Raw genomic sequence first — 17,011 nt, 5'->3', positions numbered from 1 at the left:
TAGGACTAACGCACTAGCATTAGTCCTAATAAGTATATTTTTTAATTTTTTCGGATATTTTTTTAAAATAATGTTTCTTTAGTATTTCTGAAAGCAAGATTTTTAAATTTTCTTTAGTATTTTATGAAAGTAATGTTTTTAATTTTCTTTGACATTCTGTGGAATCGATATTTTTTTAATATCATCATAGTAATAATTACTTTCAACTCTTGTTTCAGTTGGCATCTTTTCACCGCTTTCAGACCCACCAGCCATATAGTAATTTAATAGAGAATTCTCTGTAATATTCTCTGTTACTTTTACAACTCTATTCGTTTTTTTATCTATTAAAATAGTTATATCTCTATTTTCTTTAGCAAATTTTTCATAATTATCAACAGGCTTTTTAAAATCTTCCAACAGTTTATTTCTATCTTCTTCACTCATCTTTGATAGACTCACTTTAGACGTATTATTCATCAATTTTTTATTGATGAGGGTCTTATACTTTTCTGATTCTTTTTGATTGTCTAGCTCAACAAATTCTTCACTATTTTGAATATTAAACCTATCTAATATCCCTTGAACTGGAGAATTTGCAATATCAATATTTTTTTCTAAAATAAATTCTTTATCTCCAATGTTTTTAGAGTACATATCTACTTTTTTACCTCTAATTTTATAGTAAAACTCTACTTCACCTATTTTGTTTTTTATTTTCGCATAAATAAGATTATTTTTTAAATCAAATATATACTCTCTAGTTCCGGTATATTCGCTTGAATCATCATATTTTTGAAACTCTTTCATTATTATTTTCTTACTAATTGATTGAGTTTCTCCAGTTTTATTCCCACTATTGGGAGTAAAATTATCTGACTTTATACCTTTAATCCCAAATACTATCAGAACAATTACTAGTATAGAAATAACCGAATAGATTATTTTTTTATTCTTCATAATAAATTTCTCCACAAAATTTAAAATTCTATTCTTATATTTTTAACTAAAGTGTTTCTTTATCATATATCTTACAGTTGCATCCAAAGAAATTAATGATAGTATGGAGGACAAAACATTAAATTCGTCATAAATCTCATACTTCTATATTTCTGATACAATATACTGACTTTTACTTTTATCGTTTACTAAAAACTTTACCTTAATAATTAATTGAATTTTCCGATTATTTTTATTGTAGTTGTAACTTATAAGGCTTATCTCAATCCTAAACTTATGTCCATGTTTTATTTACAAGCTAATTTTTAGTTTTATTTATAACCTAATTTTTCATTAATATTTTCTTCATTGCTTCCCGCATCTGGCAACATGTAGGCAGACATTATTTTATATTTTCCATCTTTCTTCTCCAAAAATATCTCATATTCTAAATAACTGCTAGAAGGTTCAATATTTTTTTCAATCTTCGGAGTAAATGTATAGCTTTCTAAAACATTAACGGGTACTATATATATATCCTTTTTTCTTGTTATTTCTTTGTAATCAAATCTAAACTTGTGATTATAAATTTTTTTCGTGATATATTTTTTCTTTTCATTATTTATTGCTGTCAATTCTTTTTTTAATTTTTCATTTCCAACATTAGAAAACTTGTTATCTCCACCATCAAATCGATAATCTGTCTTTATAAATTCTTCTACTTCACTTTTAATGATCTTTTCCTCAGAAGCGTCTACACTTTTCTCAAAGTTTGCATATACAAAATAAATAATTCCCAAACACAGTATAATAGAAACTATAATAAGTGTTTTCTTTTTTCCCAAATTCATTACTTTCACCTACCTCTCTTTTAATAAAATATTAAAATACAATAATTGCATTTCCATTCATTAGTTCGATACGAAGATACTCAGTATTAATTAACTTAATAAATATTATACATTATAATTTTTATTAAATCAATAATGTTTTTTTAATATTCAGTCTTTTTATTTTTGGATATGAATAATAGTAATATATCATATATTCCTTTAATCACAACACTATTGCTTGCTTTAATACTTTTGCACGCAATGCACGCAATGTACGCAATGTAATAATACGTGTCTATATTTCATTTTGATTTGCTTCAACACTAATATTTACTGACACTAGAAAATCATATTATGTACTGTTTTTTAGATTTATCAATCATTTACTTTGAATTCAATATTTACTTCTTCAATTTACTTATTATTCACCATAAAAATAATTATATATTGCATCAAATAAACTTTTAAATCTCTCTTCTGATCCATCTTGTATAAAGGCTACTAATTTTATAAATAACTTAATAAACAATAAACTTATATAAAGAACAATCAATATAAATATAAATACTATAATCATATGTACACTCCTTTTTAAATATTGAATGATGTTAGACTATCATTCAACCATCTAATTCTGTCTTCATATTCTATTTTTGTTAGTTTAATACAAATTTCAGCCCCTCAATATTCGTATGTGAAACATTCTTTACATTCCATTTTGGTTAGTTTAATACTAGAGGAGTTTTAGAATATATGAGATATATTGATACTTTACATTCCATTTTGGTTAGTTTAATACACGTCATAACCGTAAATGTCTAACTTTTGATTGACCCTTTACATTCCATTTTGGTTAGTTTAATACGTCAAGGGTTACATAGAGGAGCGTAATGGACGAGGGCTTTACATTCCATTTTGGTTAGTTTAATACTACTGTTAAAACCAAAACGGAGGAATAGTTACCCTACTTTACATTCCATTTTGGTTAGTTTAATACATTATGACCACTTAGACACAGATAAAATTATAGTCACTTTACATTCCATTTTGGTTAGTTTAATACATTTCTGGTTAGGATTAATCGAGGATTCAAGACTATCTTTACATTCCATTTTGGTTAGTTTAATACCAGAAGCATTTCCGAAACTTGTTTATCTATTAGATGCTTTACATTCCATTTTGGTTAGTTTAATACGGACAACAGGTATTTTAGAGTTACAACCGCTTATGACTTTACATTCCATTTTGGTTAGTTTAATACGAAGAAATATTCGAATTTAGCAACAACAATAACTGTCTTTACATTCCATTTTGGTTAGTTTAATACTTATTTGTTGCAATTACGATGGATTTTCCTATAATCCTTTACATTCCATTTTGGTTAGTTTAATACTTTTAAGAACTAAACAAATTTATGACAATTCTGTATTCTTTACATTCCATTTTGGTTAGTTTAATACCTTTTTAATGCGAATTTATAATCAATTAGAGTAAAACTTTACATTCCATTTTGGTTAGTTTAATACACAAAGATGAAGATAGAGATATAGATTCAAAACGTACTTTACATTCCATTTTGGTTAGTTTAATACTAATTGCTCTTATAGATAGTAGAGTGTGATAACTAACTTTACATTCCATTTTGGTTAGTTTAATACTTGATTACTCCTATATCTCCTAGCTTTAAGAAAGCACTTTACATTCCATTTTGGTTAGTTTAATACAGAGATACAGTTTCTATTAAAATTAATAACAATATAAGCTTTACATTCCATTTTGGTTAGTTTAATACTTTCTTTAAGTGTTTAAGTTGGCAAACATATATTAAACTTTACATTCCATTTTGGTTAGTTTAATACATTACTAGTATTACAAACACAAGAACTCTCGTTTAACTTTACATTCCATTTTGGTTAGTTTAATACGGAATAAACTGACAGTCTTTATATCTTGTAAAACTCTTTACATTCCATTTTGGTTAGTTTAATACTATAAACAAAGAAGGAAGAGTAGCAAGGCTTAAAGTCTTTACATTCCATTTTGGTTAGTTTAATACCCCAAGTACGCCAGTTGATACTGGTGTTTTAAGACGCTTTACATTCCATTTTGGTTAGTTTAATACATTTATGAGTAAGATGCCGTTAAATTTAGAGATAATCTTTACATTCCATTTTGGTTAGTTTAATACTGCAATAGGACTTGAAAAGGCAATAATAGAAGGTAACTTTACATTCCATTTTGGTTAGTTTAATACCTGGAAAGAAAACAACTGATATAGCAGGGCTTACAACTTTACATTCCATTTTGGTTAGTTTAATACTAACAACAATTCAAATAATACTGGGGGTTCTACTAGCTTTACATTCCATTTTGGTTAGTTTAATACTTCTAAAATATCTTCTTTGTTGTCCATTTCCTTAACTTTACATTCCATTTTGGTTAGTTTAATACGCTTACAAAAGATCCTGAATTAAAATATACTAGAGACTTTACATTCCATTTTGGTTAGTTTAATACTGCAAAAACGCTAAGCGAAAACTCATTATTTACCATCTTTACATTCCATTTTGGTTAGTTTAATACCCATCTATTTTTCACCTCCTAAAATGGTAAATCTTTCTTTACATTCCATTTTGGTTAGTTTAATACTTGTGTTTGCTTGCTCACGCACGTTTAGAACATCGTTCTTTACATTCCATTTTGGTTAGTTTAATACTATTCTAGAGTAAAATTAGATTCTCAAACAGAAGACTTTACATTCCATTTTGGTTAGTTTAATACGAACTATCAAGAAGTAAAGCCACTAGATATAACTAACTTTACATTCCATTTTGGTTAGTTTAATACTAATGCCAGATTGTCATGTTGGTAAAGGGTGTGTCATCTTTACATTCCATTTTGGTTAGTTTAATACCCTTATACGGAGAAAACAGAAAACGAGATACTCTACTTTACATTCCATTTTGGTTAGTTTAATACGAAAGAAAAATTTTTCTAAATAGAACAGTATATCACACTTTACATTCCATTTTGGTTAGTTTAATACATGACCAAAGACCTTAACATATGGGTCACTAACGCCTTTACATTCCATTTTGGTTAGTTTAATACAAATAAAGCTAACAAGATTAAACATTAGAAATTTTACTTTACATTCCATTTTGGTTAGTTTAATACGATACAATGTTGTCAAAGGTTCATAAATGACTTAAAACTTTACATTCCATTTTGGTTAGTTTAATACTGGAGATAAGATTTTCATAAGAGAAGACTTGAAAGCCTTTACATTCCATTTTGGTTAGTTTAATACAACACCATTATCAATTACGGAAGGGAGGAGATAAAACTTTACATTCCATTTTGGTTAGTTTAATACTCAGAAGAAATTTTTATCAGAACACGGATATGATGTCTTTACATTCCATTTTGGTTAGTTTAATACATATTAGGAGATGCAGTTAAAACAGCTAATAAAGCACTTTACATTCCATTTTGGTTAGTTTAATACGATACAATGTTGTCAAAGGTTCATAAATGACTTAAAACTTTACATTCCATTTTGGTTAGTTTAATACTGGAGATAAGATTTTCATAAGAGAAGACTTGAAAGCCTTTACATTCCATTTTGGTTAGTTTAATACAACACCATTATCAATTACGGAAGGGAGGAGATAAAACTTTACATTCCATTTTGGTTAGTTTAATACTCAGAAGAAATTTTTATCAGAACACGGATATGATGTCTTTACATTCCATTTTGGTTAGTTTAATACATATTAGGAGATGCAGTTAAAACAGCTAATAAAGCACTTTACATTCCATTTTGGTTAGTTTAATACTGCCTATCTCTACTTTAATAGCTTTATCAGTTAATACTTTACATTCCATTTTGGTTAGTTTAATACATTAATGGAAAAGTTTGATGTATCTAAAAAAACTGCCTTTACATTCCATTTTGGTTAGTTTAATACAGCTATAATTTAGTCCCTTGCTATTACTAGCATTCAACATCCATTTCTGTCGACCTACAGAGATAATTCTCCAATTTATATTTCAATTATATCATAAATCGGAGAGCATTTGAATTCTCAACGTTTTTTCCTTTAGTCGACCCAGCATGTTTTTTGGTGTATCTCATGTCGACTTTTAAATAAAGCAAATATCATGATAGGCACAGTTTTTGCATATCTTTTTTTTACACATATTTGGTGGTATTTCCAATTCTATTATTTTATTAATTTCTTCAAGTATTTTTTCAATATTTACTCTGTCTTCATCTACTAGTTTTATCTTTTTTATTTCTCTTATCAAAGGATAATCCAGTATTCCTGTTACGTTTTCAACACCTTCTTTTTCTAGAAACCACAAATAATACTTTATTTGTTGTATTGATGCTTCTTCAACAATTTTACTCTTTTTAACTTCATGTATTACATTCTTATCTTTTATATAGTCTATATTTATGATATTTCTTATATTGATATGCTTTTCTTCGTCATAGTAACATTCTTCATCTATTGCTTTTCCAATTGCAACATCTTCATTTGTATGCTCCATGCTCAGTCCATTGTTGAAATACCATAGCTTTCTCTTACAAACTACATAGTAATACACCATGATTCCAGTAATTTCCTTTTTCATATTAGAGTCCTTTCAAAATATATTTAGTTTTCAAGGTGCAGTTTTCATATTATTTTATATAAAGTTATCATATATTTCATCTTTTTCTTTTCTATTATCACTATAATCGTCTTTAGTTAATCTCTGGAATCCCATATCTTTATATCGGCATTTTACCTTTCTTATAAAACGATTTTTAGAGATTTCAATTGTTTCTGAACTGTTTAAATCACCTCTATTTATATCATATATCCCCACTGAGACTGTATATTGCATCAATGCATCTTTCAATTTATATCCATCTAAAATAAGAGCTTTTCTCTCTTCTTTATTTTCGGATAAGTGTATTTTTTTATTGTTTTCTTCAATTTGATATATTATTTGATTTATCTCTTCGCCATTTATTAGTCCCTCGTCTAAATCCACTGGAAATACATCAAAGGAAATAATATTTCTAAACTTTCTATTTACAACTTTATCTGCCAATTCAAACTCATTGAGATTATTATAGTACTTGTATATTTTCCAATACTCTTCTAGAAATCTACTTTCTTTAGTAGATAACTTTTCTGTAGTAAAATATTCTTCTATCATTTCTTGTTTTTTTCTTTCTGATATAACCCCTTCTTTAAATTCAAGTAAAGCTTCCTTACTCAGCTTATACAAGCCTTCATCAATAAATCCCGTTTCTTTATCTCTATTAATCAAAAGTTTATTATTGATTTCTGTGTATATAAAGGAGTTAATTCTGTTTATTGATTTTTTTCCTTTTCTATTGACTCTACCCAATCTTTGGAAGAATGAATTTAAATCTGATAGTTCCGTAAACAAATAGTCAAAATCAATATCTAGACTTGCTTCTACAATCTGCGTTGAAATCCATATTTCATCCTTATTATTAAAATCACCATCTTCTATAAAAGTTTTTCCAGTATCCATAATTTTATCTTCTTTTTTTGACCTATCTTTTTTTATAAATTTACTGTGTAGTATATTAATATTTTCAAATCCTGCATCAACTAAATCTTCATATATCTTTTGAGCATTTTTTACGGTGTTACATACTATAAGATATTTTTTGGATTCTGTATTGTTCTCTTCATAGTGATTTATAATATCTTCTGAATTTAGTTCTTTTTCGATCACCTTTATATTGTGTCTATCCACTTTTGTCACAAATTTTGCTTCTTTAAATCTATATTTTTCAATAATTTTTCCATTTTTATTGGTTTTCATTATAAGATCCATGATAAATGGTGGAAATGTTGCCGTAAATATAGATACTTTACCCCCTATATCGATGATCTTTTGTATTCCCAAAACCATTGATGCCAGTAAATCTGGGCCATATGCTTGGATTTCATCTATAACAACCTTAGAATATGACATCATAGCATACTTTAGTTCATATCCTCTCGATTTAAAAATAAAATCGAAAAGTTGATCTGGGGTAGATATGTTTAGAGGAATCGAAAATCTTTTGCTTTCATTGTAGTAAGACGTAATATTAGGTATATTTTTATCTTTGTCCATTCCCTGATATATATTCATACTATCACCATGAAGCAGCGCAACCCTCTCACTAATATTTTCTCCTTCGATTACCGAATCCACTACTCTTTTGTATATTGAATTTATAGCTGTTTTAAGTGGCAATATAAAAAATCCCTTGCTGTCACCTATCCATAACAACGCTCCTTCTGTTTTTCCCATTCCAGTAGATGCAATCGCTATAATATTTTCCTCTCTTTTTTCTATACAAAACTTTTGAAGTTCATTCCAAGAAAAATTATTACTCTTACTCCATTTATTCATCATTGCTTCTAATTTTTCTTCTAGAAAATTTGCTGGATACTCTATTGGCATATGGGCACTTGCGGAGTAATCACATTTATTTAAAAGCCCCAATATCTTAACGTGAGTAAGATCTCCTTTTTCCAATGATAAATTTACTTTTTCTAAAATTTCTTCCAAGTTATCTATTTTTTCTTCTATTTTTTCTTCTATTTTTCTCTCATTTATCTTGCTAGAAGTCAGCTTCAATTGCAAATCTATTAAATCTCTTTCTATAAGATCTGAAATATCTTCATTACTTCTACTTTCAAAATTATCTACATAATGATGGTGATTAATAACTGCATAATCTATTATAAAATCATCTTCTGCTGTGTCCGATATATAATAAGATAATACATTGTGAGGTACCTCTTTTTTAGGATTAAAATTTCCACCATTTACTACTCTATCTTGAAAGCAGCTATTCGATTTTCCTATGTCATGAATTTCTATTGATTTTTCCAGTAATTCAATTTCTTTTTCATTTACCAAATAATTATTTGATATAAGTTTATGCATTTCACATAAAAGATTTTCTGTATGTTCTTTAATAGTTTCATCAGGCTTTGCTAGATAATCCCCAACATTTAAATAATTTATTTTTACCATTTTCATCTCCCCAAATATAGATAAAATCATAACCCTAATAGTTATATTAGGGTTATATTTTTTATAGAAAACTCATAATATAGCCTTCATCGTCTACCTGGATATTTTCATCCACTTTCATTTTATAGCCTGACAAGTATACAACTTTTTTCTTATTAAATATCCTTTTATTTTTTTCAATTACATAGTCTTTATTAAGATAATAACAAGTACCTCTAGTTGGTATTGATGAAACACTTTTTCTTCTTGAAGTATACTTTATCATCTTTTCTTCTATTGAATTGTAGTCAATATATGCACTATACAATTCGGGCGAATTCACAAACTTACTTTCGTAATCTTCTTTTGATATCTCGACAAGCTTGGCTTCTACATTATCAACGAAGTCTTCACTTCTCCCTATAGAAGTAATATTTAATACATTGTCCATTATTTCTTCTATAGTATTTTCATCACTTCTTACATGTATCACTAGATCTACCCCATACAAGACTTCATACCTCTTAATAGATGTATTTAGGCTGGCATACAGGGATATTGGCTCTGTATATTGTCGATCTTTTCTTTCTTTTAATTCCTTTTTCTTTGATTTTATTAGATCGTTTAATTCCTTTATTTCTTTGTCCAAAACCTTGTATATATCAGAAGATTTTTCTTCTTCCTTTTGTTTTATCTTTAGACTTTTTATTTTAGACTTTATCTCTTTTTCTTCTTCTTTAAGAAGTGCATTTTCTTCTTGAAAAACATCTCTGAGATTAGATATTCTAATATACTCATCTAGCTCTTCCTCATCAGAAATATCAATAGTGATCTTCTTCTTAAAGCTATTCCCCTGTGATTTAAGTACCTTTGCAACTATTTTATAGCCATCGTTTAGTTTATCTGCACTGTCCAATTTTACTAAAACTCCTCTATCATCCATTATACTATTTAAAAATACAAGGTCCTGATAAACTTCTTGATCCATTGATTCATAACGTCCTTGGATACTTATATCCATAGGTCTATATTCTTCATATCCACATGCTGCATGTATTGCACCTATCACTGTTGAATATGGTGGAAGTGGATAAGTCATCTTATTATTGATTGTTTCTTCTTTTCTATAATGAGCCTTATTTTGATGCAATTTTATCCTTAAGATTTTTTTATTCATAGTATTCTTTCACATCCTCTTCAAGCTTACTGAAGAATTCTGCCATACTAATAGGTTTTAACTCTTCAATAATATCAGATTCATTTTCAAAATTTCCACCTCGTAAAATCCCCACTCTATACCCATTATCTAGTCTTCTCTTTAAATCTTCTGTTATATCCAATTCATTTCTAGCAACTCTGACTACATTTTCGAAGTAATGTGTCTTATAATCTCCTATTCCACCAAATATAAGCAGTGGTTCTGCATTGTCTAGATTTCCTTTCACAACTAATGCTAAATTTTCAATAGCATCTAATATTGCCTTTACTCTAAGTATTTTTTCTTCTTTGCTAGCTTCAGTATCATAATTGACATCTACTCCTACCTTATCTAAGTCGAATGTAATACTATATTGTTTCATTGAATTATCGTATTCGTACTGATAAGGCCTCAGACCTGATTTTTTGATCTCTTCTTTAAGCTTTATATCATTTGCCTTTGCATAGCTAGATGCAAGGTATAAATTATTATGAAATCTTGTCTCATTTATAAATTCATTACAAGCCACTGCATCTGTCAGATAAAAAGAACTTTTTCTTATCTTTGTTGTAGGAGATGTGCTCATATATCCACCTTCTAAAGCTCTACAGTTACTTGCATTTTTGTTTTCATCAACCTTTTTTTGAGTAGCTCCATCTACTACTACCTCAAGATCATCATACATTCCACTTTGAACCATTATTGCATTTTTTAAACTTTCTCTACTTCTAATTGCATATACTTTCCCGTTTCTAAATACCTTTTGAACAGAAGAGATATTTCCAAGACCCTCTCCATAATTTGATGTCATATTTGCCACGATTGTCATAGTTAAAGCTTTATTTTTCATAATTTTTTCTCCTTATTTTATATATTAACTATTTATTTTTAATTACTTATTTAAATTCAAATAAGCAATTAAACTTCTTTTTTTTCTTTTTTTTCTTTTTTTTCATCTTTTACAAATGAATTGACGAATATGTATGCAAGGTTCTTATTTTTTTCAAAGTCTTCAAATAACTTATAAGCAAATACAAAATTTATTTTACTATATGCTGATAATTGCAATAACACTGTACAAAAACGATCATAATCCTTAAAAGTTAGACAAGATATTAACTTATTTCTATAACCTGTCACTTTATTTTTTTCCATTATACTAGCTGCTGCATAAGCTGCCCCCCTTGTACTATTATTAATATCTTTTATTTCATTCATATCTAAATACTCCTTTTTATCAATACTATTCATTATAATGTCCTTTTTATTAAAATTATATGTAATTTCTATTTCTATTAATTTTTCATAGATATATGTATTTATTATTATTAATTGACTTATCAAAAAACTATGATCATTCTCTTTTCTATCCTTTAATAATTTATCTATTAGAGGATCCAAACGTAGTATATTTAATATCGAGTCAACTACTATACTACTGATATTTAAATACTGAACTTTTTCTAGTTTTTTACTCCCATAAATACAAGGATTATTTAAGGCCATAAGTATATATTCGTATCCTTTTTTTGATTCTTTAAGTTTATTCTCTCCAGATATTTTTCTAAATATATCTATTGCTTCGTCTCTTACAAACATAGTCTCAAAGTAATCTTTATCCCTATTTTTAATTATAATTTCAACCTGATAATTTATAAATTGAGCAGCTTTTGATGAAGATAAAAATAAAGCACTTCTAGCACTTTTATTATCATCAATTACATGATTTTCAATAGATAAAGAATTATTCAAATTTTCATTGGCTTTTAATAATTCCTTTGCATTAATATTATTATTTATAAAAAATGCATCTCTGGTTTTGCTAAAAGCAAACGGAATATAGTCAAACTCAGGACAGTCTTCATAAACATAGGTATTATAATCCCAATTAAAAGCCATTGATTTTTTCTTTTTAGACAAATCTACATAGTAACCAACTAATCTACAAACTTTTCCCTCAACTGTTCCAAAAGAGTTCTGATTGCAAAATTTTTTATATGTTGCCGTCGCATTTTTATAAGCTTCTTCTATCAAATTATATCTATTTTTTTCCATCAAATTTAATACATTTTTTTTTGTAGATTTATCAGAATCAATATCTATATCAATTTCTTTGAATACTTTCTTCATTATGGCTTTGCTATTCATTAAATCATTTATAGACTTCACATCCTCATCACTTAAAGTGTCCTTTTTAATCAAAGCCTTTAGTCCTAAATGATACATCTTAGACTTAAAATACTTTTCAACAAAATCTAGATATCTTTTCCTATTTTCTTCATCATCTAGCAATATGTCTTTTGTATTGTAGCACAAAACATCGTTTCTTATTATTATTTCACTTTCTCCATCAATAATATGCTCTTCTTCATAAGTTTTAGAATAATCATCACCCTCAACAAATCCCATTTCTTCAAAATATCTCATAAGGCCAACTGCCGATGCTGAGTATCTCCAATCGGAAAACTCTAAAACTGTATCAAATTTTCCTTTTAAATCTCTCTTTATCATAGTCTTATCTCCCAAGAGTCACTCAAGCTTAAAACACCAAATCCAGCACTTTTTCTACTTCCGATTGAGTTACTCAACATAACATTTAGTAGTTTCGAATTTGCCATTACAAGAAAACTTCCTAAAGAAACCTCTATCATATGTCCAAACAAGGGCACTACTTGCTTTTTCATTTTAGATATATCTATCTTTAGATCCTTAATTTCATCTTCAAAACTTGGATAGGATCTACTCAAATTTATTTTTAAAGCTTCTATAAAATCACTATCTTCTACCGTAATATATCTATCCTTATTATTATCTTTATTATGATCTCTCAGCACTAGCGGTGAGTATAGTATAAATTGAGCAACATTTCCCTCGACAACCTTTTCCTCTAGAATACTTATTTTTTCTAATCTGATTGAGTTGTCTCTAGAAATCTTAAATTTTTTACCTTTTTGACTTAGAAAAGAATTAAATAGTATCAACATATTCATCTTATCTGCTATCACAAAAGTTAAATCAAAGCTTTTGTCTAGCACTTCTATTCTATTTTTGTGAAACTCTGGACTGATAAGTCTTACACTCCAAGAAAAATTCTTTCTCTTATTTTGTGATATATCCTCACTGTAAAATTCATCGAAAAATTTTCCATCAGAATATTCACTAATTGACTTTTTTATAAAACTAATTATCATTTTATGATAATCCAATGGTATAAAAGTCTCATCCATTCTAAATTTCATTAAAATCCTCATTTACTTCCTCCTTTTTACTTTTATATTTTTTAAATTTTCAGTAATCTTTTCCTAAAATTTTCAAACGAACTTTCATAATATTACCATATCATTTTTAGAGTTAATATATTCTTATATTATAATCATCTTTTTATTCTTTAAATAAATATCCTTTTTAATCAATATAATATCATATAACTGAAACTTATTATTTAATATTATATCTGTATTGATTTATTATCTTATCTAAAAGACTATCACAAAATTTTAACAAAGTAAATACATTTTACAAAACAATATAATTTATATACAATAAATTATATACAATAAATTAATAAAGGGTTTATAATAATATAATAAATTAATAATAATTATATAAATCATTTATTCATTTTTGATTTTTATAAAGTCATTAATATATGTTATAATATGTATTAATAATTCGATTAACATTTTTTAAAATTCACCATATTGGAATGTAAATTTATTAATTTATTTTATGAATTTATTGTAAATCTATAAAACTAAACTTACCATATTGGAATGGAATGCATTATAAATTAATAAAATGCAAAAAAGGCTTTAGCTATCAGCTAAAGCCTTTTTATGTAGTTACCTGCTAATCTCTGAGTTAATTTCTTCAAATCTTCAAGTTTATTATAAAATATAAATCTAAGTAAAAGTTTAAATTGAACAAATTTTCTGTTAAATGTGCTATACTGTTTATAAGCATAATATTTTCATTTTTTAAAATTTCATATTGAGGCATAAAATCCTAAACCTCCGAAAGAGCTGTTGAAGTACTTCAACAGCTCTTTTCAGTATATTATCTATTTTTTTCAAATTTATTTGTTCTAATAAGTAAATAGCCACCTATTATAAACAATATAATCAGACTCAGTACTCCATTTCTCACGTCCCCAGTGATTTGAGTGGTTATAGCTATCATGAAAGGTCCTATAATAGCTGCAAACTTTCCGAATATATTATAAAATCCAAAGAATTCATTTGAATGTTCTTTTGGAATCAGCTTTGCAAAGTATGATCTACTCAGTGCTTGTATTCCTCCCTGAGCACTTCCAACCATTATTGCTAAGATCCAAAATTCTTTCGCCGAATTCATAAAAAATGCGTATATACAAATTATGATATATATTCCTATACCGAACAAAAGAATTTTTTTACCTTCATATTTTTGACTCAGTTTTCCATAGATTATTGTAAAAGGAAAGGCTATAAACTGGGTTGCCAGCAATATGATCAATAGAGTAGAGGAATCTATACCTAAGGCTGTGCCAAAGCTTGTGGCCATACGAATAATAGTATCTACTCCATCAATATAGAAGAAATATGCACATAAAAATAAAAATGCCGCTTTATTGCTTTTTACTCTTATAAAACTTTCCTTTACCTTCTTTACAGAATTCTTTATTTGAATTTTTTCATATGATTTTCCATGTATCTGTTCCACATTTTTCAACATTGGAAGCGTAAATACAAACCACCATATAGCAGTTATTATAAAGGATATTCTTGTTGCAGACACTACACTAAGATCTACTATGCCCTTCTGAGATGCTATAACCAGACCCATACATATTATAAATGGTATTGTACTACCTATATATCCCATAGCATAGCCCCATGAAGATACAGTGTCCATCCTTTCATCTGAGCTTACATCTGTCAAGAATGAATCATAAAATACATTTCCTAGTGAAAATCCAACTAAGGAAATTACATATGTTATCATAAGAAATTGCCAATTACCATAAGGTACTATAGCCAATACTCCAGTAAAGATTACTCCTAACATGGAAAATACCGTGAAAAACTTCTTTTTTACACCCATATAATCTGCCAAACTCCCCATTACTGGCGATAGTACTGCAATTATTATGGATGCAAATGAGTTGGTGTATCCCCAATAGGATGTGGCCATCTCTTTTGATATTCCAGATTCGCCAACCATTGATGTAAAGTATATAGGAAGTATGGTCGACAAAACGGTCATGACAAATGCTGAATTTGCCCAATCGTATAAAATCCAGCTCCACTCTTTCTTAGAAAATTTTTTCACATTATTCCTCCAAAAATTCTTCTATTACTCTTCCATCACAATTTTTCATATCGAGTCCCATTACCCTAGCAAATGTAGGTCCTTCATCAATCAAACTCATTTCATTGATAGATATACTTCTTTTAATTCCCTTACCTGAAATCAGAAATACTGTTTCATAATTTTCTTTTAAAGTGGGACTATAGCCATGATTATTAACATGAACCTTTTTTTGACCACTTTTTCTAGCAGCATTTATTTTTTCGACTCTTGCTATTACTTCCTCCTCTACTCCTTCAGCGAAGAAATAACCTTCAGAAGCTTCTAGCATAAATCTACAACTAGGATCTGCACCCAAATTTCCAGCTTCTTCTCCTGTATAAACTTTTTCTATTACTTTTTTTCTTAATAGAGGATCAAGTATATTTAGTATCTCTTCATCACCTATACTTTCATCTCCATAAATATAGGCCGATCCGTCCAAAGATTTAGATATTACCTTAAAGCTTTTCACAGTTTTATCTTCATTTTTTTCTAATAAATTTGCTTTATATAGCAGGCTATTAAGATATATATTGCTGTGACCATCCTTACTACTGTGATCTCCCAATACTACTATTACCGAATCTTTGTAAATACCTATTTCTTTTAGCTTATCAATTATTTCGCCAAGTCTGATATCCAGTCTCACCAATGCTTCATCAGCTTCTTTTGAATTAAATCCGAACTCATGTCTCTGAGAGTCAAGATCTATGTAGTGAATCATATTTATATCTGCTTTAAAATGTTCTAGTGAATATAAAAATGATTGATGAGAAAAATTATCCAATTCAGGTTCTTTTAGAGCATTTCTTAGTTTTCCAAACTTTGAATTTAGTATAAACTGAAAATATGGATTACCATTAAATAATGATACAAAGCTTTGTTTTTTCCACCATCTATTTGCAAATATTTCTGGCATATTATACTTAATATCCTTTGATGCTGCTGTTACTGGCCAAAATATAGAAAGAATTTTATAGCCAGCTTTTTTTGCTAAACTTTGAAATGTCTCTGCCTTTATGTCTCTATCATACCAGTGCCAATCAGGACTCTTTCTATATGGCTCAAGCTTAGTATTACTTATAATCCTATGCTTGTTCGGATATACCCCTGTAGTGATCGATGTATGTGCACAGTATGTCAGACTAGGGTATACACTTGTTACATTTAAACATCCTGAGGCTTCTTTCAAATATTTTTTAAAATTTGGTAGCTTCTTTAATTTATCTATATCTACCTTTGAAAGTCCATCATAAGATAGAATGTGTAGGTATTTTTTTATCATAATTCACCTCTCTTACATATATTATAGCTCATATACTTGCCTATTATCTTTTATATCCCTATTTTATTTCTATAATCTAAATGCTATGATAATAACTTTTTTTCATTAATTTTGCTATAAATTATACACATATTTATTTTTTATTTATTGTACACCATAGATTAATTTTTATTGCAATTTATAGACACACATCTCTTTAATTTTTTACAATTTACAAGTATTTTTATAATTCACAAGCATATATATACTATTAATTTTATTTTAACTTATAGACAGAACTATTTTCATTATAAATATAGTTATTTTAAAATTAATATAAATAATCCACAGCAATTTAGAATTAAATTTATGCTGTGGATCATTTTTTATATTGATATTTATTTTTAACTACTGACTACTGAC

General features: G+C 27.6%; 11 protein-coding genes and 1 CRISPR repeat array. All 11 genes read right to left on the bottom strand.

Features of this window, described 5'->3' with window-relative positions; translation table 11 throughout:
* Positions 1 to 138: 138 nt before the first annotated feature.
* Positions 139 to 939: a hypothetical protein gene (locus tag RR561_RS00505; RefSeq protein ID WP_332505474.1), complete on the bottom strand. Its 801-nt coding sequence runs from the start codon at positions 937 to 939 to the stop codon at positions 139 to 141.
* A gap of 311 nt (positions 940 to 1,250) precedes the next feature.
* Complete coding sequence (locus RR561_RS00500; protein ID WP_332505473.1) at positions 1,251 to 1,769, bottom strand: hypothetical protein; 519 nt, start codon at positions 1,767 to 1,769, stop codon at positions 1,251 to 1,253.
* Positions 1,770 to 2,172: 403 nt separating this feature from the next.
* Positions 2,173 to 2,328, bottom strand: a complete 156-nt coding sequence (locus RR561_RS00495) for a hypothetical protein (RefSeq protein ID WP_332505472.1) — start codon at positions 2,326 to 2,328, stop codon at positions 2,173 to 2,175.
* Between the two features lie 61 nt (positions 2,329 to 2,389).
* Positions 2,390 to 5,722: a CRISPR direct-repeat array (repeat unit 30 nt; unit sequence CTTTACATTCCATTTTGGTTAGTTTAATAC).
* Positions 5,723 to 5,897: 175 nt separating this feature from the next.
* The gene (gene cas4 / locus RR561_RS00490) at positions 5,898 to 6,392 is read right to left on the bottom strand and encodes a CRISPR-associated protein Cas4 (RefSeq protein WP_332505471.1); all 495 of its coding nucleotides are present in this window, start codon (positions 6,390 to 6,392) and stop codon (positions 5,898 to 5,900) included.
* Positions 6,393 to 6,446: 54 nt separating this feature from the next.
* Entirely contained in the window at positions 6,447 to 8,816 is a 2,370-nt protein-coding gene (cas3, locus tag RR561_RS00485) for a CRISPR-associated helicase Cas3' (protein WP_332505470.1), read from the bottom strand.
* Positions 8,817 to 8,877: 61 nt separating this feature from the next.
* Positions 8,878 to 9,972: a CRISPR-associated protein Cas5 gene (cas5, locus tag RR561_RS00480; protein WP_332505469.1), complete on the bottom strand. Its 1,095-nt coding sequence runs from the start codon at positions 9,970 to 9,972 to the stop codon at positions 8,878 to 8,880.
* Positions 9,965 to 10,843 (bottom strand): type I-B CRISPR-associated protein Cas7/Cst2/DevR, encoded by an 879-nt coding sequence (gene cas7i / locus RR561_RS00475; protein ID WP_332505468.1) that lies wholly within the window; start codon positions 10,841 to 10,843, stop codon positions 9,965 to 9,967. Before cas7i ends, cas5 begins: the two co-directional genes overlap by 8 nt.
* Positions 10,844 to 10,911: 68 nt before the next feature.
* Positions 10,912 to 12,504, bottom strand: a complete 1,593-nt coding sequence (gene cas8a1 / locus RR561_RS00470; protein ID WP_332505467.1) for a type I CRISPR-associated protein Cas8a1/Csx8 — start codon at positions 12,502 to 12,504, stop codon at positions 10,912 to 10,914.
* On the bottom strand, positions 12,501 to 13,244 hold the full coding sequence (cas6, locus tag RR561_RS00465) for a CRISPR-associated endoribonuclease Cas6 (protein WP_332505466.1): 744 nt from the start codon (positions 13,242 to 13,244) through the stop codon (positions 12,501 to 12,503). The genes cas8a1 and cas6 overlap by 4 nt, the downstream gene beginning before the upstream one ends.
* Positions 13,245 to 14,049: 805 nt before the next feature.
* Entirely contained in the window at positions 14,050 to 15,303 is a 1,254-nt protein-coding gene (locus tag RR561_RS00460) for an MFS transporter (protein ID WP_332505465.1), read from the bottom strand.
* Between the two features lies 1 nt (position 15,304).
* On the bottom strand, positions 15,305 to 16,609 hold the full coding sequence (locus RR561_RS00455) for an alkaline phosphatase family protein (RefSeq protein ID WP_332505464.1): 1,305 nt from the start codon (positions 16,607 to 16,609) through the stop codon (positions 15,305 to 15,307).
* Between the last annotated feature and the right edge of the window lie 402 nt (positions 16,610 to 17,011).

The organism is Peptostreptococcus sp., from assembly GCF_036639115.1.
Classification (GTDB): domain Bacteria; phylum Bacillota; class Clostridia; order Peptostreptococcales; family Peptostreptococcaceae; genus Peptostreptococcus.
This window is presented reverse-complemented; position numbering and strand designations above follow the sequence as displayed.

Bases quoted from the DNA above. Each gene is read 5' to 3' on its own strand.
- RR561_RS00495 (WP_332505472.1), bottom strand. From the start codon at position 2,328: ATGATTATAGTATTTATATTTATATTGATTGTTCTTTATATAAGTTTA.
- cas8a1 (WP_332505467.1), bottom strand. From the start codon at position 12,504: ATGATAAAGAGAGATTTAAAAGGAAAATTTGATACAGTTTTAGAGTTT.
- cas4 (WP_332505471.1), bottom strand. From the start codon at position 6,392: ATGAAAAAGGAAATTACTGGAATCATGGTGTATTACTATGTAGTTTGT.
- cas7i (WP_332505468.1), bottom strand. From the start codon at position 10,843: ATGAAAAATAAAGCTTTAACTATGACAATCGTGGCAAATATGACATCA.
- RR561_RS00500 (WP_332505473.1), bottom strand. From the start codon at position 1,769: ATGAATTTGGGAAAAAAGAAAACACTTATTATAGTTTCTATTATACTG.
- RR561_RS00505 (WP_332505474.1), bottom strand. From the start codon at position 939: ATGAAGAATAAAAAAATAATCTATTCGGTTATTTCTATACTAGTAATT.
- cas5 (WP_332505469.1), bottom strand. From the start codon at position 9,972: ATGAATAAAAAAATCTTAAGGATAAAATTGCATCAAAATAAGGCTCAT.
- RR561_RS00455 (WP_332505464.1), bottom strand. From the start codon at position 16,609: ATGATAAAAAAATACCTACACATTCTATCTTATGATGGACTTTCAAAG.
- cas3 (WP_332505470.1), bottom strand. From the start codon at position 8,816: ATGGTAAAAATAAATTATTTAAATGTTGGGGATTATCTAGCAAAGCCT.
- cas6 (WP_332505466.1), bottom strand. From the start codon at position 13,244: ATGAGGATTTTAATGAAATTTAGAATGGATGAGACTTTTATACCATTG.